The organism is Arthrobacter gandavensis, assembly GCF_015355785.1.
GTDB lineage: Bacteria > Actinomycetota > Actinomycetes > Actinomycetales > Micrococcaceae > Arthrobacter_B > Arthrobacter_B gandavensis_A.
Window position 1 is genome coordinate 1,344,387 of record NZ_JADKYW010000005.1, and the last position, 22,842, is coordinate 1,367,228.

Genomic DNA, 22,842 nt, shown 5'->3' on the forward strand with positions numbered 1-22,842 from the left:
GCTTACAGGCTAGCTAGCCCCAGCCCAGTTCGTGCAGCCGGGCGTCATCGATGCCGAAGTGGTGGGCCACCTCGTGGATGACGGTGATGCGGATTTCGTCCACCAGCTCATCCCTGGATTCACACATCCGGGTCAGGGGGCCGCTGAAGATGACGATCCGGTCCGGGAGGGAGCCGGCGCCCCACCAGGAGTCACGCTCGGTCAGGGGTGTGCCGTCATACAGGCCCAGCAGTTCAGTTTCCGGGTCTTCATGCGGGCCGGGAACGTACTCGTCCTCGATGAAGACAGCCACGTTGTTCATCGCCTTGGCCAGGTCCTGGGGAATGGAGTTCAGGGCGTCGTCGACGGCGGCTTCGAAGTCATCGGGGCTCATCTCGATCGGCACATTTCCACTCTAGCCGGGGGCGCCCGGAATCCGATTTTGAAGATCGCGCGAAGAGGCCCTATAGTTTTATAAGTCCGCAGCCGGGAAACACGACTGGAACCGGGAAATTTCCGGTGTCAGCCAGGTTGAACGCTGCGTGTTCTAAGCCCCCATCGTCTAGCGGCCTAGGACACCGCCCTTTCACGGCGGCGGCACGGGTTCGAATCCCGTTGGGGGTACTCACGAGAGTGGTAATTACACCGCTGAAAAGCTGGTAGAGTTGACACTCGTGAAAAGCAAGGCCCTGTAGCGCAGTTGGTTAGCGCGCCGCCCTGTCACGGCGGAGGTCGCGGGTTCAAGTCCCGTCAGGGTCGCTCAGATTTTCTGAAGCGATTTGGAAGATCTCGGTGATCATCTTTTCGATGATGCCCGGCTCTGTAGCTCAGTTGGTAGAGCGTTCGACTGAAAATCGAAAGGTCACCGGATCGACGCCGGTCGGAGCCACCAGCTAAAACCCCGCACTCACCGAGTGCGGGGTTTTTCTTTCATTCTGGTTCGTCAGCCCGGTGTATCCATGGGCAGTCCACCGCCTGATCACCCCAAATGGCTGCCGGGATCAGGGATCAGGGAGCTGGACGAGGAGAGCGGCCAGGCATCCCGTCGGATTGTGCCGCTTTCGGCACCCTTAGCCCCTGAATGATGAGTGCGGCAAGATCCCGTGCTTCTGTGGCCCATTCCGGCCGGTCTGAGGCTGAACCAATACCGTGGAAGGCGACAAGCACGGCGCCCGGGCCCACGTCGTCGCGGATCGTGCCTTCTTTCGCAGCGGCGAGCATGAGGCTGGAGAGCGTCCGTTCGATCTCACTTCCGCCCGCGGCCTGCGTCGAAGGATCGACGAGCGCAGACAGCGCGCGCGCAAGCGCCGAATGCTCAATGAGGTAAGCCACGAACGAGTGGATGAATTCGTCGAGCCGCTCGTGGGGCGGTCGGCTCGAGTCGCCTGCCAGGGTGCACAGTGCCGACAGTTCGGCTGTATACACCGCGGCCGCGAGTGTCTCCCGCGTTGGGAAGTGCCGGTAAAGTGTCCCGACGCCGACGCCGGCGCGGGCGGCGAAGTCATCGAAACGGATCGATTCACCTGCGTCGAATACGAGCCGGGCCGCCGTGATGATCGCGTCGCGACTGCGTTGGGCGTCTCTGCGCATCGGCTTTCCGTCAGGCATAGTGCTTTCCTTTGACAAGTGGAGATGATCTCCATATTGTGGCGAGCGGAGACTATCTCCATTTTACCGGAGGGCGATGAGTGCGAATCCTAATGTTCGGCCGTGGTGTCATCTCGACGATCTACGGCAAGGCCTTCATTGCCGCCGGCCATGAGGTTGCCTTCGCCGTTCGCTCGACACGCATTCCGCAGTACGGGAGCTCCTTGACGATTGATCTCCTCGACGGCCGCGGATCCGTTTACGGAAAACGAACCCGCACTGCGTTCACCCCCGCGCTCCGGGACAGCTCGGATCCCGGAGGGCAGTTTGACGTAATCGTGCTCAGCGTCGGGCACCACCGGCTACGCGAGGCTGCTGCGACCGTGGCTGCATACGCCGGTGAAGCCACCGTGCTGATCTTCGGCAACATATGGGAAGACCCGCCAACTGCAGTATTGCCCCTCCCGGCAGACCAGGTCGTATTCGGATTTCCGGGAGCCGGCGGGGGATTCCACAGTGAGGGCGCCCTGCACGGCGCACTCTTCCGGTCGGTGACCATCGGTACTGCGGGAGACGCGTCCGATTGGCGGAAGGGTCTGGTGCACGGGATGTTCAAACAGGCAGGTTTTGCCGTCAAGGAAGAGGGTGACATCCGCGGTTGGCTGTGGCTGCACTTCGCAATGGACGTCGGTATGTTCTCCCAGGCGCTGAAGGCCGGCGGCCTGGCGAAGATGATCGGGGACGGGCGCGGGCTGCGTGAAGCGTTCAGGACGAGCCGGGAAATGCTCCCCGTCCTTGAGGCGCGAGGCATCGACCTGAGTCGACATCGCACAGCTTCCATGCCTGCCCGTCTGCCCCGATCGGCCGGCACGTTGTCAGGCTGGGCCACCCGTCTCTTCCCCATTGCGCAGGCGAGTCTCGCAGCCCATGCCAACCCGAACGGAGCCGAGCCGCGAGCCGTCATGTCCGATGCCTTAGCCTCCGCCCGCCTGCTCGGCATCCCAACCCCAAGACTGGAGCAGGCCTGGAGATATTGGCAGGAAACTGAATCCGCGTGAAGGCCTCCGGCGCTGGTAGCCTTCGGACACCCGGATAGCCGGTGGACCGCAGCGAATCCCGCAAGTCACCCGCAGGCTGAATGGCAGCCGCGGAACCTGTTCATGGGGATCGATCCCACCCAGGTCACGGGCCGCCGCTTCCGCCCGCGCCCGCATGGTCTGAGGCCGGGCCTCCCTGCCCAACCACGCAGGCGAGGGGATAGGCTTGGCTTTTATGGAAGATGCCCAGATCACACCGGGAAACGGTCCTGCCGCTGCCGGAAACCAGCCACTGAGCCCAACGCCGGCCGGTTCGGGTGCAGTCTCCCCGCCGCCCGCTGCCGGTCCGAAGCCCGCTTCGGCCCCGGCGCAGCCCTATGTACCCCCGGTCCCCGGTGCCGCCAACCCGTCCGGTGCCGTTCCCGGCGAAGAGCCCGGCGGCCGGACTTCCATAGCGGAGCAGGCAGTGGCAAAGGTAGCTGCCATCGCCGCGCGGGCAGTTCCCGGCGTGCATACGCTGGGCACCGGCGGCGGACGGACGCTGGGGGCGGTGAGGGACGCCGTCGCCGGTTCCGACAGCAGCGCCACAGCCGGGGTGAACGTCGAGGTCGGTGAGACCGAGGCTGCCGTGGACATCACCCTGGTGGCCGATTACGGCATCCCGCTGACCAGGCTGGCCGACTCCGTGCGTTCCGCTGTATACGCGGCCGTGGAGGATTTGGTGGGACTGAACGTCGTGGAGGTCAACGTGTCCGTCGCGGACGTGCATGTTCCGGAGGCACTGGATCCCCGGGCCGTCAAGCGCCAGCCGGCCGCGGGCCAGGACTGAGCATGCGGGATCTTCCGGGCTTCGACAGACCAATCAATGCGGATCCCTCCCCGCGGGGGACGACGGGTAAGGCAGGAACTATGAAACCGACAGTCGTGGGCATGGCCGTGGGTGCCGTGCTGGCTTTCACCGCTCTTCTCTTCGATTTCTGGGGATTCCTGCTGATGGCACTGTTCATCGCCGTCGGTGCGTTCCTCGGCCGGGCAGCGGAGGGCAAAGTCGACTTCCGCAGCGTCCGGGACGCGCTCACCGGGCGACGTTCGTCCTCATGAGCACAGCCGTTGTGCCGGGGGAAGCCAAACCCCTCCCCGCGCCGCCGCTGGCCGGGCATAACCGGATCAGCACCCAGGCGCTGACCAGCACCGCGCAGGCCGTGGCAGCCGAACACTTCGGGGTTGCCGCATCGGCCGTCCGCGTCACCTGGAGTGACGACCAGGGGCTGCTCGCACTGTCGCTGGCGCTTCCGGTCACCATGCCGCCGCTGGGAGCAGTAGCGACGGATCCCGGGCTGGTAGCCCGGACCGGCGGTTCGGTCTGGGACCGTGCCCGCGCGGCTAAGCCGGTGCTGCTGGAGCGCATCACCTACCTCACCGGTTCAATCCTCTCCCTCGTTGATATCCGGGTCACCGGCATTCGGGTACAGGAAGGGAGCCGCGTGAGATGAGCGACACAACTGCCGCCCCGCCCACCGCGGGATCGACCGCACGGATCGTTCGGCGGGAAACCCATGCCGCACGAACCGTTCCTGCGGTGATTGCCGCTGTCCTGGGCATCCTGTTCTGCCTGTACGTCCTGCTCGAAGCAGTACTGCAGTCCCTGGGGCAGGACGAATGGCTGATCGATCCGCCAACTTTCGCGCACTGGCTCGCGGGCCTGCCGCGCGACGCCGATCCCCTGATGCTCGGGCTGGCCGGCGCCCTGATCTTTCTCGCCGGACTCTGGTTTTTCCTCATGGCAGTGCTGCCCGGCCGCCGCGCCCGCTACGCCCTGCCCAACCCGCGTGCCGCCGTCGTCGTGGATGCCGAAGTCCTCGCCTCCTCGCTAGCCCGCCGCGCCCGGCTGACCGCGGGGGTCACCTCCGAGCAGGTCCTCGTGACGGTCGGCCGGACACGCGTTGAGGTGCGGGTACGTCCCACCTCCGGCATCCCGGTCGATCCGGAGGCGCTCCGCGCAGCGGTGGAGGATGAGCTGGCGCTCACCGGTCTCCAGCCGCTGCCGGCGGTCAGCGTACTCGTTTCAACCGTGGGGGCGATCGGACAGTGAACCGCACACCGCGTTCCGTCAACCGGATCCTCCTGGGCATCGGCGGCCTGCTGCTGCTGGTCCTGGGCGGAGGCCTGCTGCTGCTCAGCGTCGACCCTGCCGCCGCGCGCTGGTGGCAGGACACCGCCCCGGCGATTCTGGCCGACGGTGGACGCCTGCTCCGCGACACGGCTATTCCGGGACAGCGCCAAAGCTGGCTCTGGCCCGCCCTGGCCCTGGCCATGGTTGTCTGCGCTGTCCTGCTCGTGCTCTGGATCGCCGCGCAGGGCCGCGGGCGGGCGGACACCCTGGTTGCCGAATACGAAGACGACGGCGCACCCGGCCGGATTGCCATCAGCGGCCTGGTGCCCGAGCAGGCACTGCGCGAGGCCCTGCTGAAAGACCCGGACGTGACCTCGGTGGGAGTCAGTACCTGGGCCCTGGCGGACGGCAACGGGCTGCGGGTGCGGATTGTGCCCCGGCAGGGAGCCGCGCCGCATCTCGTGGCGGCAGACGCAACGAACCTGGTTGAGGCCCTTGACGCCGCGCTGGGCCGTAGCTCAACGGTGCTGATCAGCCTGGAGGCCGGCCGGCGGTACCGGCTGGGCCGGGAGGAACGGGTCCGCTGACCCGTTCCCGGGCGGAGGTGCGGGATTGCTGCTGCTCAGGAGGCCCGGGGGCGTTCCTGCTCAGGAAGCGCGGGCGAGCTGCCGGATAGGAATCCAGCGTCCGGCCAGCCGCCGGTACGCCGCGGCAGCGCCCGTCATATCGCCGTCGGCCAGCGATTCGATGCCCAGCCGCACGTCGGACGGGGAGTCATCCGGGTAGACCAGGTCCGCCACGGGGCCGTAGTCCAGCTCCAGTACCGCGGAGGGGGAGAAGGCCTCCATCCATGCCACGAGGTCGGTGAGCTCGTCCAGCAGATCCAGTTCCGGTGCGGCCAGGGCCAGGGCCGCCGCGGCATGCCGGGCACGCTCAATGCACTGCTGGACCGGCGCTGAGAGGCGGACCGTAAGTACCCGGCCGTCCTCCTCGATGACCTCGGTCTGGTCATCCTCGTGCATGAGCACGAACCACCCGAACGGCACACCCCAGGTGGCTGAGCGGGTATGCAGCTTGGCCAGGGAATCCGCGAAGGAATCCGGGTCGATCCGCGCGGCGTGCGCCTCCCGGGCAACCTCGGGCAGCAGTACGTCGACGAGCGGCCCATGGACCGTTTCGCCCAGGGACTCCGCCGCCAGCGATGTCCGGACGGCAAGCTGGTTGGGGCAGTAAAGGCGCGTTGTGGTGCCGTCCGGTCCGGGATGGTGAAGCACCCGGACCAGATCCGTCGAATTGTGCGGGAACGGATCAGAGACAGCACGCACCAGCCGACGGACGGCGTCGCTTCGTTCCAGCACTTCCGTCTCATGGCGGGCACGGGAGCGCTGGTTCAGGATGCGCAGCTGCTGCTCGTCGTCGAAGGCGTCCAGCGGCTCGTAGACGCGAAGGTAGGACACGTACGGGAACGTACGCCACACGGTCGCTTCCGGTGTCCCGGCCACGCCTAGTCCAGTTCCACGATCACGGGCGCATGGTCCGAGGCGCCCTTGCCCTTGCGTTCCTCCCGGTCGATGCCGGCACCGGTTACCCGGGCGGCCAGGGCGGGGGAGCCCAGGGCGAAGTCGATCCGCATTCCCTGCTTCTTCGGGAAGCGCAGCTGCGTGTAATCCCAGTACGTGTAGACCCCGGGGCCCTCCGTGTACTGGCGGGACAGGTCCTGGAAACCGGATTCAAGGAACGCCTGGAAGGCCGCGCGCTCCGGCTCGGTGATGTGCGTGGCGTTCTGGGCACGGAACCAGTCGATGTCCCAGACGTCTTCGTCCCGCGGGGCAATGTTCCAGTCACCCATCAGCGCCAGGTTCAGCTTCGGATCCGCCTCGACCCAGGACGCGGCCTGGTCACGCAGCACCTTCAGCCACTCCAGCTTGTACGGCATGTGCGGATCATCCACGGCACGGCCGTTGGGAACGTACAGGCTCCAGATCCGCACACCGCCGCAGGTGGCGCCGATGGCACGGGCCTCGGCTGCAGTGGTCTCCTCGGTCTTGCCGAAGTGCGGCTGGCCCGGGAAGGTGCGCTCGACGTCGTCGAGCCCCACGCGGGAGGCGATGGCGACCCCGTTCCACTGGCTCAGCCCAAAGTGCGCCACCTCGTAGCCGTTGGACTCGAACATGTCCCAGGGGAAGTTGTCATCCTTGGCCTTGGTCTCCTGGATCGCCAGGACATCGACGTCGGAGCGCTGCAGCCAGGCCTCAACGCGGTCGGCACGGGCACGGATGGAGTTCACATTCCAGGTAGCAATCTTCACCCCTGCTACGTTACCCAATCCGCGCAAGCGGGGCCTACGTTCGTTGGTGCTGGCTTTTGTGCGTGGGGCCGCGGGGGGCGGGGTGCCGTCGGGCGGGCCGGAACGGCGGCAACGAAACTCCTTCGTTCGCAGAGCTCACTGCGGAGTATTAAAGCCGCCTAACCCGGCCCGCCAGGCTGGCTCTGTGCGCGGGCGGCACCCACCGGGGCACTCCGGCGAACCCCGCTGGGTGATTGCGCACGGGTGGACCCAGCGCGCTTCGGTCACCCCCGCAGGGTGGTGGGTTTGCGTGAAACGAGAATCGAATCGCTCCGGTTTGGGACAATTCGTGCAGTTTGGAACTTTCCGGCCGCGGCGGAGCGGAGCGATCTCCCAAACTGGCCGGAACGTCACAAAGTGGAGCGAAAAGTAGCTCCAGGCTGGCTCCACGACGTGTCTCGACAGGGAGGCCCGGCCCCACCTTGGGGGAAGAGACGGCCGCATTCCTTGGCATCTAGCGGGACAGGGAGGGGCGGAGTTTCCGGGAGAGTTCGTGGGCGTGGTGCAGCAGCAGACGGCCAAGTTCCGGGCGGCGCTCGTCAGTGAAGCGGGGAGCAATGCCCGTGAGGCTCAACGCCCAGGCCGGCTGCCCGGAAGGATCGAAGACCGCCGCGCCCATACCCCAGCTGCCGTTGACGATGAGTCCCGGGTTGACCGCGTATCCCAGGGCGCGGGTGTCGCGGATCCTGGTCCTGATCTCGTCCGAACCGTGACCGTCCCCATGGCCGGCAGTCAGGTCAGTGCTCCCGAGGTAGTTCTCGACAGTTTGTTCGGGCAAGAAGGCGAGGATGGCCAGCCCCGCGGAGGCAACCCCGAGCGGAAACCGTCTGCCTTCGTGCAGGACGAACGAGCGGATGGGGAACGCGCCGTCTTCCCGAAGCAGGCAGACCGTCTCATTCCCGCGGCGAACCGAGAAGAAGGCGCTCTCACCGGTGGCTTCGGCGAGGGCCCGGACATGTTCCCGGGCGAGGGAGGAAATGTCATAGCGTTCGGCGGCCACGGATCCCATGAGGTACAGCTCCGGACCCAGCAGCCAGCGCCCTGAGCGCCCGTCGTGGTCCAGGAACCCCTCTGCGGCCAGCGAAGCAAGCAGGCGGTGGGCGGTGGGGCGCGGCAGGGACACCGCGCGGGCGACGTCGCTCGTGGCTATTCCATGCGGCATCGCGGCGCTGACGGTTCGGAGCACTCCGGCGAGCCGATGGACCACCTGCGCACCCTGCACTCCCTCACCCATGTCCACATTATGAACAGCAAAAGGCGATCTGGCCATCAGCCGAACGCTTTGGCCGGTTCCGTTGACCGGGCCAAAGCCCGCTGTCTAGCCTCAGGGTCCAGACATGAGGGACGTCCACATTATGAGCCGAGGAGCATGCACGTGGCGGGAAAGATTCTAGGCAGTGCAGGGGAGGCGCTGGCCGGCGTGGTCCGGGACGGCATGACCATCGCCGTCGGCGGTTTTGGCCTGAGCGGCATTCCGGTCAACCTGATCAACGCCCTGCGTGAGAGCGGAGCCCGCTCACTGACAATCGTCTCCAACAACATGGGCGTGGACGGCAAGGGCCTGGGCGTGCTGCTGGAGAACAGGCAGGTCTCCAGGGTGCTTGGTTCCTACGTCGGTGAGAACAAGCTGTTCGCCGAACAGTATTTGTCCGGGGACCTTGAGGTGGAGTTCGTGCCACAGGGCACGCTGGCGGAACGGCTTCGGGCCGGCGGTGCGGGCATCCCGGCCTTCTACACGCCTACCGGCGTGGGTACTCCAGTGGCGGAAGGTAAGCCGGAAGCGGTCTTCGACGGGCGGCGGGCCATCCTGGAACGCGGAATCGTGGCGGACCTCGCCCTGGTCCGGGCGCATGTGGCCGACGCCGAAGGTAATCTCCGGTACCGGATGACGGCGCAGAACTTCAATCCGCTCGTGGCGGCCGCGGGGCAGATGACCATTGCCGAAGCTGAGCACATTTCTCCGGATTTCCTGGAGCCGGACAGGATCCATACGCCGGGAATCTTCGTCCAGCGGGTCGTGCCTGCGGAGAAGACTGAAAAGCACATCGAGCAGCGGACCGTCCGGGTCCGCGCGGAGGCCTAAGACTATGTGGACACGGGATGAAATGGCGGCGCTCGCAGCCGAAGAACTTGAGGACGGCCAGTACGTCAACCTGGGAATCGGCATTCCCACACTGGTGGCGAACCACCTGCCGCCGGGAGTGAATGTCTTCCTGCAGAGCGAGAACGGGCTGCTGGGCATGGGGCCGTTTCCCTATGAGGGCGAGGAAGACGCCGACCTCATCAACGCGGGCAAGCAGACAGTGACGGTTCTTCCCGGGGGCAGCTTCTTCGACTCGGCCACGTCTTTCGGAATGATCCGCGGCGGCCACGTGCAGACGGCGATCCTTGGCGCGCTGCAGGTTTCTGCCTCCGGTGACCTGGCGAACTGGACGATTCCGGGCAAGCTGGTCAAGGGCATGGGCGGCGCCATGGACCTGGTGGCCGGTACCCCGCGCGTTCTTGTGGTTACGGACCACCTCGCGAAGGACGGCAGCCCGAAGATCGTCCAGGAGTGCGACCTGCCCCTTACCGGCGTCGGCGTCGTGGACCGCATCATCACCGACCGCGCAGTGTTCGACGTCGACGAGGGCACCCTAATTCTCCGCCGCATGGCTCCGGACCAGGACGTTGAGTCCCTGCAATCCACCACCGGCGCCAAGTTCACCGTGGCCCTGGATTCCGTTCCCGCCGCCTTACCCGCCCGCCTTCCCATGCACCGTGACTAATGTTCACTCCTGAGGTCCCACCAGCGCACAGGAGCGACGACGCGTGGGAATCCCCGCTCCGGCACGGCCTCAACTGGCACAGCAGCCACAACGGGTGGGAAACCCCGTTGCGGCGAGTCACACGAGTGCGCAGGAGCAACGACGCGTGGGAATCCCCGCTCCGGCAGGGTCCCACCCGGCACAGGAGTAACAACGGGTGGGAAACCCGGCCCGGGCCGGGCCGGACGGGGCTACACGGCTCGCCCGTCACCTGCCCTCTCGAGCGCACGTCGCCAGGGGCCCGGACGGGCCGGGTTAGGCGGCTTTAATACTCCAAAGCGAGCCCTGCGAGCGAAGGAGTTTCGTTGCCGCCGTTCCGGCCCGCCGGCCCGCCGGCCCGCCGGCCCGCCGGCCCGCCCGGCCCGCCGGCCCGCCCGGGTCTACCGGTCTCCCGTGCCCGCCCGGTCTCCCGGTCTCCCGGGCCCGCCCGCCCGGCCTCCCGGGCCTGCGAGCCCAGGAAAACCTACCTCCACCACGAATCAAGAACGGAAACCGGCACCGTCCGCTTGTGCCGCGTCATCAGGTAGCGTTTCTCGATCTTCTCGGCGGCCTCGGCGGGGACGTCCCGGCCTTCAAGGTAGTCGTCGATCTGGTTGTACGTGACGCCCAGCTCCGTTTCGTCCGCCTGGCCGGGCACGCCGTCCAGCAGGTCGGCTGTCGGAGCCTTGCCCACAAGCTTCTCGGAGGCGCCCAGGGTGTTGAGCAGGGAGCGGACCTGCCGTTTGTTGAGCCCGGAAAGGGGCAGGATGTCCGCGCCGCCGTCGCCGTACTTGGTGAAGAAGCCGGTCACGGACTCAGCTCCGTGGTCCGTGCCGATGACCAGCAGGTTGTGTTCCCCGCCAACGGCGTACTGGGCGGTCATCCGCACCCGGGCCTTGATGTTGCCCTTGTTGAAGTCGCTGAGGCTTCCGGTTTCCATGGCCGCGTAGGCCTTCTCGAAACCGTCCACGGCGTCCCCGATGTTAAAGGTCCAGGATGTCTTGGGCTGGATGAACTCCAGTGCTGCTTGGGCATCGTCCTCGTCGTGCTGCACCCGGTAGGGCAGCCGCACGGCAATGAAGTTCGCCTCGGTTCCCTCCGCGTTCAGTTCCTCGACGGCGAGCTGGGCCAGGCGGCCGGCCAGCGTGGAGTCCACGCCGCCGCTGATGCCCAGCACAAACCCCTTGGTGCGGGATGCATGCAGGTAGTCCTTGAGGAAGTCCACCCGGCGCCGGATCTCCGCTTCCGGATCAATGGCGGGGTGCACACCCATTTCGGCAATGATTTCGGCTTGAAGTTCGCGCATGGCGTTTAGCCTATACAACACGCCCTTTGCCCGGGCAGGGGACGGACGTTCTGTGACGCGGTACGCGCGCCGCCGCGGAGGGGCCAAAGGGCCCGCTCGGATAGGATTGGGGGCATGACTTCCCCGCAGATCGCCGCGTCCCGTGCCCGCCTCCTGGAACTGATCAAGGAACTGGCAGTGGTGCGCGGAAAGGTGACTCTTTCTTCCGGCAAGGAAGCCGATTACTACATTGACCTGCGCCGCATCACCCTGCATCACGAGGCCTCACAGCTGGTGGGCGAGGTCATGCTGGAGATGATCGAATCAGCCGGTATCCGGTTCGCCAGCGCAGGCGGCCTGACCATGGGTGCGGACCCGGTGGCAACCGCCGTCATGAACGCCTCGGCCCGCAGCGGCGGCACCGTCGACGCGTTCGTGGTGCGCAAGGCGCAGAAGTCCTACGGCATGGGCCGCCAGGTGGAGGGTCCCGACGTCGCGGGCCGCGACGTCGTTGTCCTTGAGGACACGTCCACCACCGGCGGATCGGCGCTGACCGCTGTGGAAGGCGTGCGGAACGCGGGCGGCAACGTCGTCGCCGTCGCAGTGATCGTGGACCGGGACACCGGCGCCAAGGAACGCATTGAAGCCGAAGCCGGCGTGCCGTACCTGTTCGCGTTCGGCAAGGACGAGCTCGGGCTCGACTAGCGCCCACACCGGTTGCCGGAGCCCATGAGTGAAGACCCAGCGAAGGTCCTCCGCTATGCGGAGAGCCTGGGCCGCTTTTCCCGGCGCCGCTTCCTGGTGGGCGCCGCGGCCGGCCTGACGCTGGCCGCGGACCTTTTTGTCACGCGCCTGATCCAGGAACAGCGTGAAGAGCTTGAAATCCTCACGGTCCGTGACGACGCAGCCGCTTCCGAGTTTCCCCGCGCCATGTGGTTCCTCTTCCCGGGCTACAAGACCAGCTGGGAAGAAGCGGTCTGGATCGTGAACTCGCTTCGTCCGGCGCTGGCCAGGCGCGGGCAGATGGCCGCAGTGGGCTATTCAAACAGGGGCCTGAACCTGGACACGATCGAGGCCGAGGTCTTTCGGCACATCCGTACCCGGCGCCTCAACCGTGTGTACTTCTACGGGCACAGCTTTGGCGGGATGGTGGCCGTGGAACTGGCGGCCAGGCTGCTGGCCCGCGGCGTGCAGGTAGAGCTTGTCATCCTGGACTCAAGCCCGGCCGGACGGTTCGACGTCCTGGACCAGAACATGATCCGCGGCGTGGTGCTGCTCTACGAAGCCGGCTACCGGATCCCCAGCGCGCTGCGCGGCGGCTACGAGCTGGGGGAGCGGATCCTGCACAAGGACGAGCGCAGCTGGAGCACGGTGATGGACCAGACACTTGAACAGCTTTCCCCGCTGGCGCCGTCGAGCACCTTGATCCAGTCTGAGTCCTCCTACATCTACCACTACGACGCCGCTGCCTTCGCGGGTGCCCTCGGAGACGCCGAGCTGGCCTTCATCGGAAACCCCGGTGATGAGACGGTGAACTACTACACCGCCCGGGCCCGCTGGACCGAGATCTTTCCGGGCAACATGGTCTCGAATTCGCTCATCACCGACGGCGCGCGTCCCGCGCATGCCAGCCCGCAGTGGAACCCGGGAATCTACCAGCGGGTGGTGGACGAGGTCCTGGACACCTATGTTCCGGTGCCCGCCGTGGGCGGCGGCGGGGGCAAGGTGCTGTTCTAGGTCCGCCGGCTAGACGGTCTTGATCAGGTCCGCCACGGAATTGATCACCTGGGTGGGCCGGAACGAGTAACGGGCAATGTCCTCGCGCTGGGTGATGCCGGTGAGCACCAGCACCGTGGTCAGCCCCGCTTCGATTCCGGCAATGATGTCCGTGTCCATCCGGTCCCCGATCATGCCGGTGCTCTCCGAATGCGCGTCGATCTTGTTCATGGCGGAGCGGAACATCATGGGGTTCGGCTTGCCCACAATGTAGGGCTCCCGGTCCGTGGCGGCCGTGATCAGCGCTGCGATGGCCCCGGTGGCCGGAATGGGCCCCTCCGCTGAAGGGCCGGTGACGTCCGGGTTGGTGGCAATGAACCGGGCGCCGTCGAGGATGAGCCGGATGGCCTTGGTGATGGTGCCGAAGGAGTAGGTGCGGGTTTCGCCCAGGACCACATAGTCCGGGTTGGTGTCCGTGAGGATCAGCCCGGCCTCATGCAGCGCCGTCGTCAGTCCTGCCTCACCGATCACGAACGCCCGCCCGGGGGTGGAGGAACCCTTGAGCTGATCCTTGAGGAACTCGGCCGTCGCCAGCGCGGACGTCCAGAGGTTCTCCTCCGGGACGTCCAGGCCGGAGGCATGCAGCCGGGCCGCGAGGTCCCGGGGGGTGTAGATCGAGTTGTTGGTCAGCACCAGGAACCGCTTGGAGGTATCCACCCAGCGGTTGATCAGCTCAGCAGCTCCGGGAATCGCCTGGTTCTCATGGACCAGCACACCATCCATGTCAGTCAGCCAGCACTCGATGTTCTCGTTCTCGCCCACAGTTACCCTCCAGTGCGTGTAATGCTTCCTGCCCGCAGCCATTCGGGGGTCCAGGCGCAGGCCTGTTCCTCCCGGGGCGGATGCGGGATGGTCCAGTCTTTCACCTTACGCTGGAAGGGTGATAGAGAGCCCTGAAACAATTCCCGCCGCAGAGCCGGCAGATGCCGAAATGCCTCAGGTTGGTGTTGGGCCTTGGGAGGGGCCGTGGCCGGAGGGCGAGCAGTGGGACCCCGAGCTGCTGGCCGCCGGAGACCGCCGCAACGTGGTGGACGAATACCGGTACTGGAAGCACGATGCAATCGTCGCGGACCTTGACTCCAAGCGCCATGAGTTCCACGTGGCCATCGAAAACTGGCAGCATGACCTGAACATTGGATCCGTGGTGCGGACCGCCAACGCGTTCCTGGCCAAGGAAGTGCACATCATTGGACGACGCCGCTGGAACCGCCGCGGCGCAATGGTCACCGACCGCTACCAGCACGTGCGCCACCACCCGAGTGTGGAGGAGTTCACCGAGTGGGCGCGTTCCGAGGGGCTGGCGATCATCGGCATCGACAACTTCCCCGACTCGGTGCCGCTGGAAACCTACGACCTGCCGCGCAACTGCGTCCTGGTCTTCGGCCAGGAAGGCCCCGGTCTCACACCCGAGGTGCACCAGGCCGCGGAAGCCACGCTCTCAATCGCCCAGTTCGGCTCCACCCGCTCCATGAACGCGTCGGCCGCGGCTGCCATCGCCATGCACGGCTGGGTCCGCCGGCACGTGTTCGGCCAGAGGGTGAACTGACCGACGGGCCCGTAGTTCCAGGTGCGAAACCCTGAATCTGTGTTTTCTGATGCGCATAGGACTCTTGTGGCTAGGATGGGAGGAGCCAAAGAGGGCCCGGCCCTGCCGCACTTTCGAACCTTCGCTAAGGAGTCAGCATGCCTATTGCAACCCCCGAGATCTATGCAGAGATGATCGACCGGGCCAAGGCAGGGGGATTCGCATACCCGGCTGTCAACGTCACCTCCTCCCAGACCCTCAACGCAGCGCTCGCAGGCTTCGCCGAGGCCGGTTCGGACGGCATTGTCCAGGTTTCCACCGGCGGTGCCGCGTACTGGTCCGGCTCCTCGGTCAAGAACATGGTTACCGGATCCCTGGCCTTCGCCGCCTACGCCCGCGAAGTGGCCAAGAGCTACGACGTGAACATTGCCCTGCACACCGACCACTGCCCCAAGGACAAGCTGGACGACTTTGTCCTGCCGCTGCTGGCCGCCTCCGAGGAGCGCGTCAAGCGGGGCGAGGACCCCCTCTTCAACTCCCACATGTGGGACGGCTCCGCGGAGACCCTCGAGGAGAACCTGAAGATCGCCCAGGACCTGCTGGCCCGCACCGCCGCAGCCAAGATCATCCTGGAAGTCGAGATCGGCACCGTGGGCGGCGAGGAAGACGGCGTTGAGAACGAGATCAACGAGAAGCTCTACACCACGGTGGCTGACGGCATGGCCACGGTTGAGGCGCTGGGTGACGGCAGTAAGGGCCGCTACCTCACCGCCCTGACCTTCGGAAACGTCCACGGCGTCTACAAGCCCGGCGGCGTGAAGCTGCGCCCGGAGATCCTTGACGAGATCCAGGCCGCCGTTGGCGGGTCGATCGGCAAGGAACGCCCGTTCGACCTCGTCTTCCACGGCGGTTCCGGTTCCTCCGCCCAGGAGATCGCCGACGCCGTGTCCTACGGCGTGGTGAAGATGAACATCGACACCGACACCCAGTACGCCTACACCCGCCCGGTTGCCGACCACATGTTCCGCTACTACGACGGCGTGCTGAAGGTGGACGGCGAAGTGGGCAACAAGAAGCAGTACGATCCGCGCGTCTGGGGCGCCTCGGCCGAAAAGGGCATGTCCGCCCGTGTGGTCGAAGCTGCACAGTCCCTCGGCTCGGCAGGAAAGCACCTCTAATGTCAGACGAATTCCGCAAGAACCTGCTCGGCCCCGAGCCCACCTACCTGCCGGAGGAAACCGACGTCGTCGCGCGCCTCGAAGCCGGCGACGAGGCCGTGGACCTGGCGGCCAGGTTCCCCACCTCCTCGCAGGTCTGGGCCACGCTCGCCGACGAAGCCTTCGCCGACGGGCGTCCGGTGGAGTCCTACGCCTACGCCCGGGTGGGTTACCACCGCGGCCTGGACGCGCTCCGGCGCGCGGGCTGGCGCGGCACCGGCCCCATTCCGTGGGAGCACGAGCCCAACCGCGGATTCCTGCGTTCGCTCTACGCCCTGGGACGTGCCGCAGCTGCGATCGGCGAGAGTGAGGAAGTGGACCGGATCGACAAATTCCTGGACGCGTCAGATCCGTCGGCCAAGGCAGCGATCGAGGGCTAGTACTGCCAATCCTGCGCAAGGCGCCTTCCGTCTGGAGGGCGCCTTGCGCTGTTTCCGGGCTGCCGGTATCACCAGCCCCAGGTGCCCGGCGCGCCTTTGAAGGGCCCGGTAACCCGGCTGGTGATCCACCCGCCGTAGAAGTCCCCTTCCTGCGGCTGGACCTCCTCTCCGTCCACCGTGACGGAATCCATCAGCCCCGGATACAGGGCAGCGGTGTGGGCGAGCTCCTCGTAGCCGGGAAACGGATGCGGGTAGGTCCATGCCGCCCGGGCAGCCCGCCGGCCCCCGGCAACGACGTCGAAATAGGACGCAGCCCCCTTGAACTCGCAGTGCGTGACTCCGCTGACCGGCTGCAGCATTCCCGGGGCAAAGACGCCCAGGGGCAGGTAGTAGACCGGGGGGTGGCTGGTTTCGAGGACACGCACGGCCTCGGTGGTGTCTGCGATCAGCTCTCCGCCCAGCCAGACTTTGACGCGTTCAGCGCTTGGTTCGACTCGGGGCGGACGGGGATAGGACCAGACTGACTCGGCATGCGGGTGAACGCGGTCTTCCATGCGTGGATTCCTTCTTTCTGCACCGGATTCCTGGCGGTGATGGTGGTGGTCACTGCCAGAATCTGCGGCCTGGCCGGCACGGAGGAAAAACCAAACCGGACGGGAGGGCTGACTGGCGCCAGGGAGCCCATATCCTCTCCGTTCCAGGAACACTGCGCCGAAGCGAGGCGGCGGATGGAGCGTACTCCATAGAACTCCCGGCGGTCCCCGGTAGTTCCCGCGGTCCGAACTCCGCGGACAATCAGGCTGGCCAGCGGGTTCACGGCCTGCAGCCACAGCGGGTGGACGGCAAGCGGGGCAGGCACGGCCTCGAGGGCACGTCCCAGCAGGGTTACCCGGCCCAGCTGAGCGCTGAGCCGCAGCGGACCGCCGTCGACCCTCAGCCTGTCCTCGGCCAGGAAAGCGCTGACCGGAACCACGTCGATCGCGTCGAAGGTGTAGGTGGAGGAGACATAGCGGGCAACCGCTTCGCTGGGCGCGAGCAGCAGGCGGGAACCGAACCGGTTCTCCACCATGACATCAGTGAACGGGCCGAACGGTGAGTCCGGCCAGTGCCCAACAACGAGGCGGGTTCCCGAGGCGGTACCCAGCCCGGCGATATAGCCGCGGAAGCGCTCCATGGCTAAACCGTACGCCTACATCCGCAGCTTCCAAACGGGCGAAGCCGCTGATCGGCTAAACTTGACAGGTAAGAGCCCCGCACCCCGGATAACGGACAGCTGTGTCCTTCAGTCTCACGGTGCAGGGGCGTTCTCATGCACGGTAGCGGTTCAGCGCCTGGCGCGGCTCCCTAGCGTAACTAATGGGGGAGGATCCCATGCCCGCAATTGTCATCGTCGGAGCCCAGTGGGGCGACGAAGGTAAAGGTAAGGCCACCGACCTGCTCGGTGGCCGCGTCGACTACGTGGTCAAGCCCAACGGCGGAAACAACGCCGGCCACACCGTCGTCGTCGGCGGTGAAAAGTACGAACTGAAGCTGCTGCCCGCCGGCATCCTGAGCCCCAACGCCATTCCCGTGATCGGCAACGGCTGCGTGGTGAACCTGGAGGCACTGTTCGCTGAAATCGACGGGCTGGAAGCGCGCGGGGCAGACACCTCCAAGCTGCGGATTTCCGCCAACGCCCACCTCGTGGCACCGTTCCACCAGGTCATGGACAAGGTCACCGAGCGGTTCCTGGGCAAGCGGGCCATCGGCACCACCGGCCGGGGCATTGGCCCGGCGTACATGGACAAGGTTGCCCGGCTTGGCATCCGTGTCCAGGACATCTTCGATGAGTCGATCCTGCGCCAGAAGGTGGAAGGTTCGCTGCGGCAGAAGAACCAGCTGCTGCTGAAGGTCTACAACCGCCGCGACGTGGACGTTGAAGAGATGGTGCAGTACTTCCTCTCCTACGCTGACCGGCTGCGTCCCATGGTCATCGACTCCACCTATGAGCTCAACCGTGCCCTGGATGAGGACAAGGTCATCCTGATGGAAGGCGGACAGGCCACGTTCCTGGACGTTGACCATGGGACGTACCCCTTCGTCACCTCCTCCAACCCGACCGCCGGCGGCGCGTCCGTTGGCTCCGGCATCGGCCCCACCCGCATCAACCGCGCCGTGGGCATCATCAAGGCCTATACCACCCGCGTTGGTGCCGGGCCGTTCCCCACCGAACTCTTCGATGACATGGGCCTGTACCTGCAGAAGACCGGTGGCGAGTTCGGCGTGAACACCGGCCGCCCGCGCCGCTGCGGCTGGTACGACGCCGTGCTGGCGCGCCACGCTTCCCGGGTCAACGGTTTCACGGACTACTTCGTGACCAAGCTGGACGTGCTTACCGGTATCGAGAGGATTCCGGTATGTGTTGCCTACGACGTCGACGGCGTGCGCTTCGATGAAATGCCGATGACCCAGACCGACTTCCACCACGCCAAGCCGATTTTCGAGTACTTCGACGGCTGGACCGAGGACATCACTGGAGCCAAGACCCTGGAGGACCTGCCGGAGAACGCCCGGAACTACGTTCTGGCGCTGGAGAAGATGTCCGGCACCCGGTTCTCAGCGATCGGCGTCGGCCCGGACCGGGACCAGACGATCGTGATCCGGGACCTGATCAGCGAATAATCCGTACGGGAATGCCCCGCAACTGACGGCTGCGGGGCATTTTGCTGCCCGTCTTCGTGCCCTTCTTGGTGCCCTAATCCCGGGCGGCGAGGACGCAGAATTCGTTGCCCTCGGGATCGGCGAGCACCACCCAGGGCACGTCCGGGGCCTGCCCGACGTCGGCGCGCACCGCGCCGAGCGCCAGCAGCCGCTCCACTTCCTCCTCCTGGCTGCAGCCATACGGAACCAGGTCCATATGCAGCCGGAGTTTGGCCGTCTTCTTGTCCGGCACCGGAATGATGTCGAGCGGCGGTCCCGGTACTCCGTCGGCAGGTGCCAACGCGATGCCGCCGTCGAACTCCTCGGCCACCTGGTAGCCCAGAGCCTGGGTCCAGAACCGGGTTTGCGCCTCAACATTGAGGGCATCAAGGGCAAGGGATGAGAATCTGCTGCTCACTGTGAGGCTCCTTCGGGCGGGCTTCGTTGGAAGAAACCTAACAGTGGTGCACCGCAGGGGAAAGGGGCTGGAAACCGGGCCAGCCAGTCCGCCGGTGCGTGGTTTCCCAGCCGCCGTTAGGGGCGGGGCAGGCGGGAACCCGCCGGCACACACCGTCCACGGGGTGCGGGAAACTGGGCACGCACCCGGGTTACCAGCGGTTGCGCGCTTCCTCGATCCAGCCGTTCACCCCGTCCAGGTTGTAACGCGTGCCGTCCGGCGTGGCCGCCCAGCCGGACCACGCGCCGAAAGCCTGCCACGTCTGCGAGGCCACCAGTACGGCGTTGGTTGCCGCCAGCCGCCGGTGGAACGGTGTGAGCGTGGCCTCGATCCAGTTCCCGCGGACATGCCAGGCTGCCTGCGGGTCAGTAAGGTCGTAGCTGAACTCAAGTTCGCCGTCGTAATGGTGCAGCATGCCCTCCACGATCAGCGCGTTTTCGGTGGCCGACGTTCCCTCCGTCCACAGCCCGCCCAGCTGCAGGCCCAGCCGGGTGCCGCTGGCCGTGCCGTAGCCGGCAGCCCAGTTCCAGCGCCTCGAATACGGCCAGCGTCCGCGTCCGCGGTCCAGTACGGCGAAGGCACCCTCGCCCACTGCATGTTCGCGCCCGTCGACCGTGATGGTTCCGCCGACGCGACGGGCAACGTCCTTGAGCGTGTACTGGTACCGCGTCTCCGACCACGGAACCACCACCCCCAGCACATCACCTTCCGCCGGGGCATAAAGCTCGACGCCGACGCGCGGCGACTCGGCGCGCAGGTGCGTGCCGCCGTCGTCGTCATGGAAGCGCAGGTGCAGCCCGCCCATGGTGCCCACGGCTGTGAGGGGAGGCAGGGTGGCGGGCAGGATCGCGGTGGAGCCCGCGGGAAGCGAGAGGGGATCCATGCTGATTTCTTTGCCGGTGGCGCGCTCCAACACGTACAGCTGGAGGGTGGCGGCATAGTCCAGATGCGCGATGGTCATGCCGAGCACCAGGTCCGGAGTCAGCACGCCCCAGTACTCCCAGCGCTTGGTGCGCCATCCATGGAGAAGCCCCCGGCGCAGGTCCGTGAAGGCGTGCAGCGGTAAGCGGGTGAAGCCTGCAGCCGCGGGGTTCAGTTTTCCGTTTGCCAGGGACAGCTGGACGGGTTCATGAATCTCCTCCATGGCGCCCCAGTCTAGGCGGCGCGGGCGAAATCATCCTGCGCCGGGCCTGCCGGCGGTTTTGTGCTGCGGCGACGCATGGCGGACTTGCAGGTGGCGTTCTTGCGGATCGGTGATTTCCCGGGGCGCGGGGCGGGCCGGTGCTGGGTGACCGGGCCGCTGGCAAGACCGGTGGCCGAACCCCTGGCCTGGACCGGAAGCAGGCTGTTGGGAGCGGCGGCAGCGGCAGCCCGTGCCGGCGCGGTTGCCCGCAATACCTCAGGAGTTCCGGTGGCTCCCGCGGGGAAGAGTGCCCGGAGGACCTCCTCCTGGGCGGAAGCAGTTGCCGCCAGGAAGTCCCGGGCCGCGGACGCACCGGGGCCGGATGCGGCGCGCCGGCGCATGCGTCCGCTGAACGCCCGCCAGGCCAGCCACCCCAGGACGGCCAGCGCCGCGCCGGTGCCGTAAAGCAGCGCTGCCGCCAGCACCAGGGACGTCGTTCCGCCGGAAAACACGCCGATACCCAGCAGCGCGGCGGCTACCCACAGTCCGCTGAGCCAGCCCGCCGCATCCAGTGGAGGGGACGGTGCTGAGCCGGCTATCCGGCTGGGAAGTGTGCGGAGTTTCTCCAGGCTTTCGGTGCGGCTTCCACGCCGGAACAACGCGGGGTAGGACACTGCTTCCTTTCCTTTCGGGCCAGGTACGAAGAGACGGCGGAACCGGGTTTTCCGATGCAACAACTTGGGTTAGCACTCTCGCGTTGCAAGTGCTAATCTACTGCCGAAAGTTGAGCGAAGCCAACTCAACTTTGATTCGAAATGGCAGATCAGCCCGCTGTGTACAGCGGAGTAAAGGAGTTGATTTGTGATGGCAACACGCTTTGATCCGTTCCGTGAATTTGACCGTCTTGCCCAGGCCGTCCGCAGCGAATCCCTGCGCGGCATGCCCATGGACCTGTACCGGCAGGATGACCGGTATGTCCTGAGCGTCGACCTTCCCGGCATTGACCCGGGGTCCGTGGACATCGACGTCGACGGGCAGCTGCTGACCATCCGTGCCGAGCGCACCCTGCGCGGAAAGGACGGCGTCCAGTGGCTCACCCGCGAACGCGAAGGCGGCTCCTTCCTGCGCCAGCTCAGCCTGGGACAGGGCATCGATACCGAGGGCATCACCGCGCACTATGACAATGGCGTGCTCAACGTGATCATCCCGGTCAGCGAAAAGGCCAAGCCGCGCCGCATCGAGGTGCAGTCCGGCTCCGCCGCGTCCCTTGGCGCCACGGAAGACGAGCACGACGCGGAGGCGGTCAGCGCCTAACGGGCCAATATCCGTGCAGGGGCGGCCGGCGAACTTTTCCCCGGCCGCCCCGAACCGTGTCCGGCCCCTGCCGCGCGGGCACGGGCCCGCGTAGCGTGGCCGTATGACTACCCAGGCACGCGCCGCGATCCTGCGCGGCATCAACGACCCCTTCGAAATCACCGATGTGGTCCTGGACGACCCGCGGCCGGATGAGGTCCTGGTCCGCATCCAGGCCGCCGGTGTGTGCGGTACCGACCTCGGCGTCCAGGCCGGGCACATTCCCTTCCCGCTGCCCGGAGTCCTGGGGCACGAGGGAGCCGGAGTCGTGGAAGCCGTTGGCTCCGCCGTGACCTCCGTTGTGCCCGGAGACCATGTGCTGCTCAGCTTCACCAGCTGCGGGGAATGCCGGAACTGCCGCAGCGGGCACCCCGCCTACTGCACATACTTCCTGGAGCTCAACCTCGTGGGCGGGCAGCGGCTGGACGGCACTGCCACCATCAGCAAGGACGGCTTGGGAGTGCACGGCCACTTCTTCGCCCAGTCCTCCTTCTCCGACCTGGTGCTGGCCGACGAACGCGGAGTCACCAAGGTTGCCCCCTCGGCAGACCTGACCCTGCTGGCGCCGCTGGGCTGCGGGGTGCAGACGGGTGCCGGGGCGGTCATGAACGTCCTGCGTCCCGAACCGGGTTCCATCCTTGCGGTGTTCGGCGCCGGTCCCGTAGGCCTCTCAGCGGTGATGGCTGCGGCGCTGGGCGGCTCCACGCGCATCGTGGTCATGGACCTGGTGGACTCCCGCCTGGAGCTGGCCCGGGAACTCGGGGCCACCGACGTCGTGAATTCCGGCAGTACCGACGCGCTGCAGGCCCTGTTTGAACTGACCAACGGCACCGGGGTCACCCACGCGCTGGAAACCACGGGCAGCACCAAGGTTGCGGCCACGGCAGCGGACGCACTGGCTCCGCTGGGGAAGCTGGGGCTGATCGGCGCCCCCGCTCCGGGGTCAACGGTGCAGCTGGACGTGAACTTCATGCTTAACGGCAGGCAGGTCCTGGGAATCACGGAAGGGGACGCCACACCGCAGCTGTTCCTCCCGGCCCTGGTGGACCTGATTCAGCAGGGCAGGTTCCCGCTGGAGAAAATGATCACCCGCTACGCATTCGGGGACATCAATACGGCGGCCGCGGACGCAAAGTCCGGGCAGGTCCTGAAACCCGTGCTGCACTTCGAGGACCTGCACTAGGCTGGGAGTGAATCC

General features: G+C 66.5%; 28 protein-coding genes and 3 tRNA genes. 19 read left to right on the forward strand and 12 right to left on the reverse strand.

The genetic code is table 11. From position 1 onward, the window contains the following. Window positions 1-13 precede the first annotated feature (13 nt). Complete coding sequence (locus ITX31_RS11430) at window positions 14-373, reverse strand: metallopeptidase family protein (RefSeq protein ID WP_194783644.1); 360 nt, start codon at window positions 371-373, stop codon at window positions 14-16. Window positions 374-530: 157 nt separating this feature from the next. On the opposite strand from ITX31_RS11430, the gene ITX31_RS11435 reads away from it, so the two are divergent. The 3 genes from ITX31_RS11435 to ITX31_RS11445 all read left to right on the forward strand — a co-directional run bounded on the left by ITX31_RS11435 (window position 531) and on the right by ITX31_RS11445 (window position 871). Then, window positions 531-603, forward strand: a tRNA-Glu gene (locus ITX31_RS11435). A gap of 61 nt (window positions 604-664) precedes the next feature. Further along, a tRNA-Asp gene (locus tag ITX31_RS11440) sits at window positions 665-738 on the forward strand. 57 nt (window positions 739-795) lie between these two features. Beyond that, window positions 796-871, forward strand: a tRNA-Phe gene (locus ITX31_RS11445). 116 nt (window positions 872-987) lie between these two features. Here ITX31_RS11445 and ITX31_RS11450 read toward each other — a convergent pair. Next, complete coding sequence (locus ITX31_RS11450; protein ID WP_194783459.1) at window positions 988-1,587, reverse strand: TetR/AcrR family transcriptional regulator; 600 nt, start codon at window positions 1,585-1,587, stop codon at window positions 988-990. An 80-nt stretch (window positions 1,588-1,667) separates the two neighbouring features. Here ITX31_RS11450 and ITX31_RS11455 point away from each other — a divergent pair, with 80 nt between their 5' ends. The 6 genes from ITX31_RS11455 to ITX31_RS11480 all read left to right on the forward strand — a co-directional run bounded on the left by ITX31_RS11455 (window position 1,668) and on the right by ITX31_RS11480 (window position 5,303). Then, on the forward strand, window positions 1,668-2,624 hold the full coding sequence (locus tag ITX31_RS11455; protein WP_194783460.1) for a ketopantoate reductase family protein: 957 nt from the start codon (window positions 1,668-1,670) through the stop codon (window positions 2,622-2,624). 271 nt (window positions 2,625-2,895) lie between these two features. Further along, on the forward strand, window positions 2,896-3,432 hold the full coding sequence (locus ITX31_RS11460) for an Asp23/Gls24 family envelope stress response protein (RefSeq protein ID WP_416354814.1): 537 nt from the start codon (window positions 2,896-2,898) through the stop codon (window positions 3,430-3,432). A gap of 80 nt (window positions 3,433-3,512) precedes the next feature. Beyond that, entirely contained in the window at window positions 3,513-3,704 is a 192-nt protein-coding gene (locus ITX31_RS11465; RefSeq protein ID WP_055242076.1) for a DUF2273 domain-containing protein, read from the forward strand. Next, entirely contained in the window at window positions 3,701-4,096 is a 396-nt protein-coding gene (locus ITX31_RS11470) for a hypothetical protein (RefSeq protein ID WP_194783462.1), read from the forward strand. Before ITX31_RS11465 ends, ITX31_RS11470 begins: the two co-directional genes overlap by 4 nt. Further along, the gene (locus ITX31_RS11475; RefSeq protein ID WP_194783463.1) at window positions 4,093-4,695 is read left to right on the forward strand and encodes a DUF6286 domain-containing protein; all 603 of its coding nucleotides are present in this window, start codon (window positions 4,093-4,095) and stop codon (window positions 4,693-4,695) included. Before ITX31_RS11470 ends, ITX31_RS11475 begins: the two co-directional genes overlap by 4 nt. Continuing rightward, the gene (locus ITX31_RS11480; protein ID WP_194783464.1) at window positions 4,692-5,303 is read left to right on the forward strand and encodes a hypothetical protein; all 612 of its coding nucleotides are present in this window, start codon (window positions 4,692-4,694) and stop codon (window positions 5,301-5,303) included. The genes ITX31_RS11475 and ITX31_RS11480 overlap by 4 nt, the downstream gene beginning before the upstream one ends. A gap of 60 nt (window positions 5,304-5,363) precedes the next feature. On the opposite strand, the gene ITX31_RS11485 is transcribed toward ITX31_RS11480, so the two are convergent. The 3 genes from ITX31_RS11485 to ITX31_RS11495 form a co-directional block, all read right to left on the reverse strand. Further along, a complete protein-coding gene (locus ITX31_RS11485) occupies window positions 5,364-6,218 on the reverse strand; it encodes a hypothetical protein (protein ID WP_323745660.1) in 855 nt (284 codons plus the stop codon). Window positions 6,219-6,220: 2 nt separating this feature from the next. Next, the gene (locus ITX31_RS11490) at window positions 6,221-7,024 is read right to left on the reverse strand and encodes an exodeoxyribonuclease III (RefSeq protein ID WP_194783465.1); all 804 of its coding nucleotides are present in this window, start codon (window positions 7,022-7,024) and stop codon (window positions 6,221-6,223) included. A 493-nt stretch (window positions 7,025-7,517) separates the two neighbouring features. Continuing rightward, complete coding sequence (locus tag ITX31_RS11495) at window positions 7,518-8,297, reverse strand: IclR family transcriptional regulator (protein ID WP_194783466.1); 780 nt, start codon at window positions 8,295-8,297, stop codon at window positions 7,518-7,520. 201 nt (window positions 8,298-8,498) lie between these two features. Here ITX31_RS11495 and ITX31_RS11500 point away from each other — a divergent pair, with 201 nt between their 5' ends. After that, window positions 8,499-9,146, forward strand: coding sequence for a CoA transferase subunit A (locus tag ITX31_RS11500; RefSeq protein WP_416354815.1), 648 nt, complete (start codon window positions 8,499-8,501; stop codon window positions 9,144-9,146). 4 nt (window positions 9,147-9,150) lie between these two features. Continuing rightward, complete coding sequence (locus tag ITX31_RS11505; RefSeq protein WP_194783468.1) at window positions 9,151-9,831, forward strand: CoA transferase subunit B; 681 nt, start codon at window positions 9,151-9,153, stop codon at window positions 9,829-9,831. Between the two features lie 502 nt (window positions 9,832-10,333). Here ITX31_RS11505 and nadE read toward each other — a convergent pair. Continuing rightward, window positions 10,334-11,155, reverse strand: coding sequence for an ammonia-dependent NAD(+) synthetase (gene nadE / locus ITX31_RS11510; RefSeq protein ID WP_194783469.1), 822 nt, complete (start codon window positions 11,153-11,155; stop codon window positions 10,334-10,336). Window positions 11,156-11,269: 114 nt separating this feature from the next. Between nadE and pyrE the strand changes: the two genes are divergently transcribed. Beyond that, on the forward strand, window positions 11,270-11,839 hold the full coding sequence (pyrE, locus tag ITX31_RS11515) for an orotate phosphoribosyltransferase (RefSeq protein WP_194783470.1): 570 nt from the start codon (window positions 11,270-11,272) through the stop codon (window positions 11,837-11,839). Between the two features lie 24 nt (window positions 11,840-11,863). Further along, window positions 11,864-12,871 carry an alpha/beta fold hydrolase gene (locus tag ITX31_RS11520; RefSeq protein ID WP_194783471.1) on the forward strand — a complete coding sequence of 336 codons (1,008 nt, stop codon included), beginning with the start codon at window positions 11,864-11,866 and terminating at the stop codon, window positions 12,869-12,871. A gap of 9 nt (window positions 12,872-12,880) precedes the next feature. On the opposite strand, the gene ITX31_RS11525 is transcribed toward ITX31_RS11520, so the two are convergent. Continuing rightward, window positions 12,881-13,633, reverse strand: a complete 753-nt coding sequence (locus ITX31_RS11525; RefSeq protein WP_228529316.1) for an HAD-IIA family hydrolase — start codon at window positions 13,631-13,633, stop codon at window positions 12,881-12,883. A 208-nt stretch (window positions 13,634-13,841) separates the two neighbouring features. Here ITX31_RS11525 and ITX31_RS11530 point away from each other — a divergent pair, with 208 nt between their 5' ends. The 3 genes from ITX31_RS11530 to ITX31_RS11540 all read left to right on the forward strand — a co-directional run bounded on the left by ITX31_RS11530 (window position 13,842) and on the right by ITX31_RS11540 (window position 16,032). After that, window positions 13,842-14,456: a TrmH family RNA methyltransferase gene (locus tag ITX31_RS11530; RefSeq protein ID WP_194783646.1), complete on the forward strand. Its 615-nt coding sequence runs from the start codon at window positions 13,842-13,844 to the stop codon at window positions 14,454-14,456. Between the two features lie 137 nt (window positions 14,457-14,593). Continuing rightward, window positions 14,594-15,613: a class II fructose-bisphosphate aldolase gene (gene fbaA, locus ITX31_RS11535; protein WP_194783473.1), complete on the forward strand. Its 1,020-nt coding sequence runs from the start codon at window positions 14,594-14,596 to the stop codon at window positions 15,611-15,613. Next, complete coding sequence (locus ITX31_RS11540; RefSeq protein WP_194783474.1) at window positions 15,613-16,032, forward strand: DUF3151 domain-containing protein; 420 nt, start codon at window positions 15,613-15,615, stop codon at window positions 16,030-16,032. Before fbaA ends, ITX31_RS11540 begins: the two co-directional genes overlap by 1 nt. A gap of 68 nt (window positions 16,033-16,100) precedes the next feature. On the opposite strand, the gene ITX31_RS11545 is transcribed toward ITX31_RS11540, so the two are convergent. Together ITX31_RS11545 and ITX31_RS11550 are read right to left on the reverse strand one after the other, a co-directional pair. Continuing rightward, window positions 16,101-16,586 (reverse strand): DUF427 domain-containing protein, encoded by a 486-nt coding sequence (locus ITX31_RS11545; protein ID WP_194783475.1) that lies wholly within the window; start codon window positions 16,584-16,586, stop codon window positions 16,101-16,103. Then, a complete protein-coding gene (locus ITX31_RS11550; protein ID WP_323745661.1) occupies window positions 16,478-17,206 on the reverse strand; it encodes a hypothetical protein in 729 nt (242 codons plus the stop codon). The genes ITX31_RS11545 and ITX31_RS11550 overlap by 109 nt, the downstream gene beginning before the upstream one ends. 197 nt (window positions 17,207-17,403) lie before the next feature. Between ITX31_RS11550 and ITX31_RS11555 the strand changes: the two genes are divergently transcribed. Continuing rightward, window positions 17,404-18,693 carry an adenylosuccinate synthase gene (locus ITX31_RS11555; RefSeq protein WP_194783476.1) on the forward strand — a complete coding sequence of 430 codons (1,290 nt, stop codon included), beginning with the start codon at window positions 17,404-17,406 and terminating at the stop codon, window positions 18,691-18,693. A 73-nt stretch (window positions 18,694-18,766) separates the two neighbouring features. On the opposite strand, the gene ITX31_RS11560 is transcribed toward ITX31_RS11555, so the two are convergent. The 3 genes from ITX31_RS11560 to ITX31_RS11570 all read right to left on the reverse strand — a co-directional run bounded on the left by ITX31_RS11560 (window position 18,767) and on the right by ITX31_RS11570 (window position 20,965). Continuing rightward, entirely contained in the window at window positions 18,767-19,129 is a 363-nt protein-coding gene (locus ITX31_RS11560; protein WP_194783477.1) for a VOC family protein, read from the reverse strand. Window positions 19,130-19,319: 190 nt separating this feature from the next. Continuing rightward, a complete protein-coding gene (locus tag ITX31_RS11565) occupies window positions 19,320-20,312 on the reverse strand; it encodes a DUF2804 domain-containing protein (RefSeq protein ID WP_194783478.1) in 993 nt (330 codons plus the stop codon). A gap of 11 nt (window positions 20,313-20,323) precedes the next feature. After that, the gene (locus tag ITX31_RS11570; protein ID WP_194783479.1) at window positions 20,324-20,965 is read right to left on the reverse strand and encodes a hypothetical protein; all 642 of its coding nucleotides are present in this window, start codon (window positions 20,963-20,965) and stop codon (window positions 20,324-20,326) included. A 190-nt stretch (window positions 20,966-21,155) separates the two neighbouring features. On the opposite strand from ITX31_RS11570, the gene ITX31_RS11575 reads away from it, so the two are divergent. Continuing rightward, window positions 21,156-21,605, forward strand: coding sequence for an Hsp20/alpha crystallin family protein (locus ITX31_RS11575; RefSeq protein WP_194783480.1), 450 nt, complete (start codon window positions 21,156-21,158; stop codon window positions 21,603-21,605). A gap of 103 nt (window positions 21,606-21,708) precedes the next feature. After that, on the forward strand, window positions 21,709-22,827 hold the full coding sequence (locus ITX31_RS11580; protein WP_194783481.1) for an NAD(P)-dependent alcohol dehydrogenase: 1,119 nt from the start codon (window positions 21,709-21,711) through the stop codon (window positions 22,825-22,827). The last annotated feature ends 15 nt before the right edge of the window (window positions 22,828-22,842 follow it).

Bases quoted from the DNA above. Each gene is read 5' to 3' on its own strand.
- ITX31_RS11430 (WP_194783644.1), bottom strand. From the start codon at position 373: ATGAGCCCCGATGACTTCGAAGCCGCCGTCGACGACGCCCTGAACTCC.
- ITX31_RS11450 (WP_194783459.1), bottom strand. From the start codon at position 1,587: ATGCCTGACGGAAAGCCGATGCGCAGAGACGCCCAACGCAGTCGCGAC.
- ITX31_RS11465 (WP_055242076.1), top strand. From the start codon at position 3,513: ATGAAACCGACAGTCGTGGGCATGGCCGTGGGTGCCGTGCTGGCTTTC.
- ITX31_RS11470 (WP_194783462.1), top strand. From the start codon at position 3,701: ATGAGCACAGCCGTTGTGCCGGGGGAAGCCAAACCCCTCCCCGCGCCG.
- ITX31_RS11475 (WP_194783463.1), top strand. From the start codon at position 4,093: ATGAGCGACACAACTGCCGCCCCGCCCACCGCGGGATCGACCGCACGG.
- ITX31_RS11495 (WP_194783466.1), bottom strand. From the start codon at position 8,297: ATGGGTGAGGGAGTGCAGGGTGCGCAGGTGGTCCATCGGCTCGCCGGA.
- ITX31_RS11500 (WP_416354815.1), top strand. From the start codon at position 8,499: ATGACCATCGCCGTCGGCGGTTTTGGCCTGAGCGGCATTCCGGTCAAC.
- ITX31_RS11505 (WP_194783468.1), top strand. From the start codon at position 9,151: ATGTGGACACGGGATGAAATGGCGGCGCTCGCAGCCGAAGAACTTGAG.
- nadE (WP_194783469.1), bottom strand. From the start codon at position 11,155: ATGCGCGAACTTCAAGCCGAAATCATTGCCGAAATGGGTGTGCACCCC.
- pyrE (WP_194783470.1), top strand. From the start codon at position 11,270: ATGACTTCCCCGCAGATCGCCGCGTCCCGTGCCCGCCTCCTGGAACTG.
- ITX31_RS11520 (WP_194783471.1), top strand. From the start codon at position 11,864: ATGAGTGAAGACCCAGCGAAGGTCCTCCGCTATGCGGAGAGCCTGGGC.
- ITX31_RS11525 (WP_228529316.1), bottom strand. From the start codon at position 13,633: ATGGATGGTGTGCTGGTCCATGAGAACCAGGCGATTCCCGGAGCTGCT.
- ITX31_RS11530 (WP_194783646.1), top strand. From the start codon at position 13,842: ATGCCTCAGGTTGGTGTTGGGCCTTGGGAGGGGCCGTGGCCGGAGGGC.
- fbaA (WP_194783473.1), top strand. From the start codon at position 14,594: ATGCCTATTGCAACCCCCGAGATCTATGCAGAGATGATCGACCGGGCC.
- ITX31_RS11540 (WP_194783474.1), top strand. From the start codon at position 15,613: ATGTCAGACGAATTCCGCAAGAACCTGCTCGGCCCCGAGCCCACCTAC.
- ITX31_RS11545 (WP_194783475.1), bottom strand. From the start codon at position 16,586: ATGGAAGACCGCGTTCACCCGCATGCCGAGTCAGTCTGGTCCTATCCC.
- ITX31_RS11550 (WP_323745661.1), bottom strand. From the start codon at position 17,206: ATGGAGCGCTTCCGCGGCTATATCGCCGGGCTGGGTACCGCCTCGGGA.
- ITX31_RS11555 (WP_194783476.1), top strand. From the start codon at position 17,404: ATGCCCGCAATTGTCATCGTCGGAGCCCAGTGGGGCGACGAAGGTAAA.
- ITX31_RS11565 (WP_194783478.1), bottom strand. From the start codon at position 20,312: ATGGAGGAGATTCATGAACCCGTCCAGCTGTCCCTGGCAAACGGAAAA.
- ITX31_RS11575 (WP_194783480.1), top strand. From the start codon at position 21,156: ATGGCAACACGCTTTGATCCGTTCCGTGAATTTGACCGTCTTGCCCAG.
- ITX31_RS11580 (WP_194783481.1), top strand. From the start codon at position 21,709: ATGACTACCCAGGCACGCGCCGCGATCCTGCGCGGCATCAACGACCCC.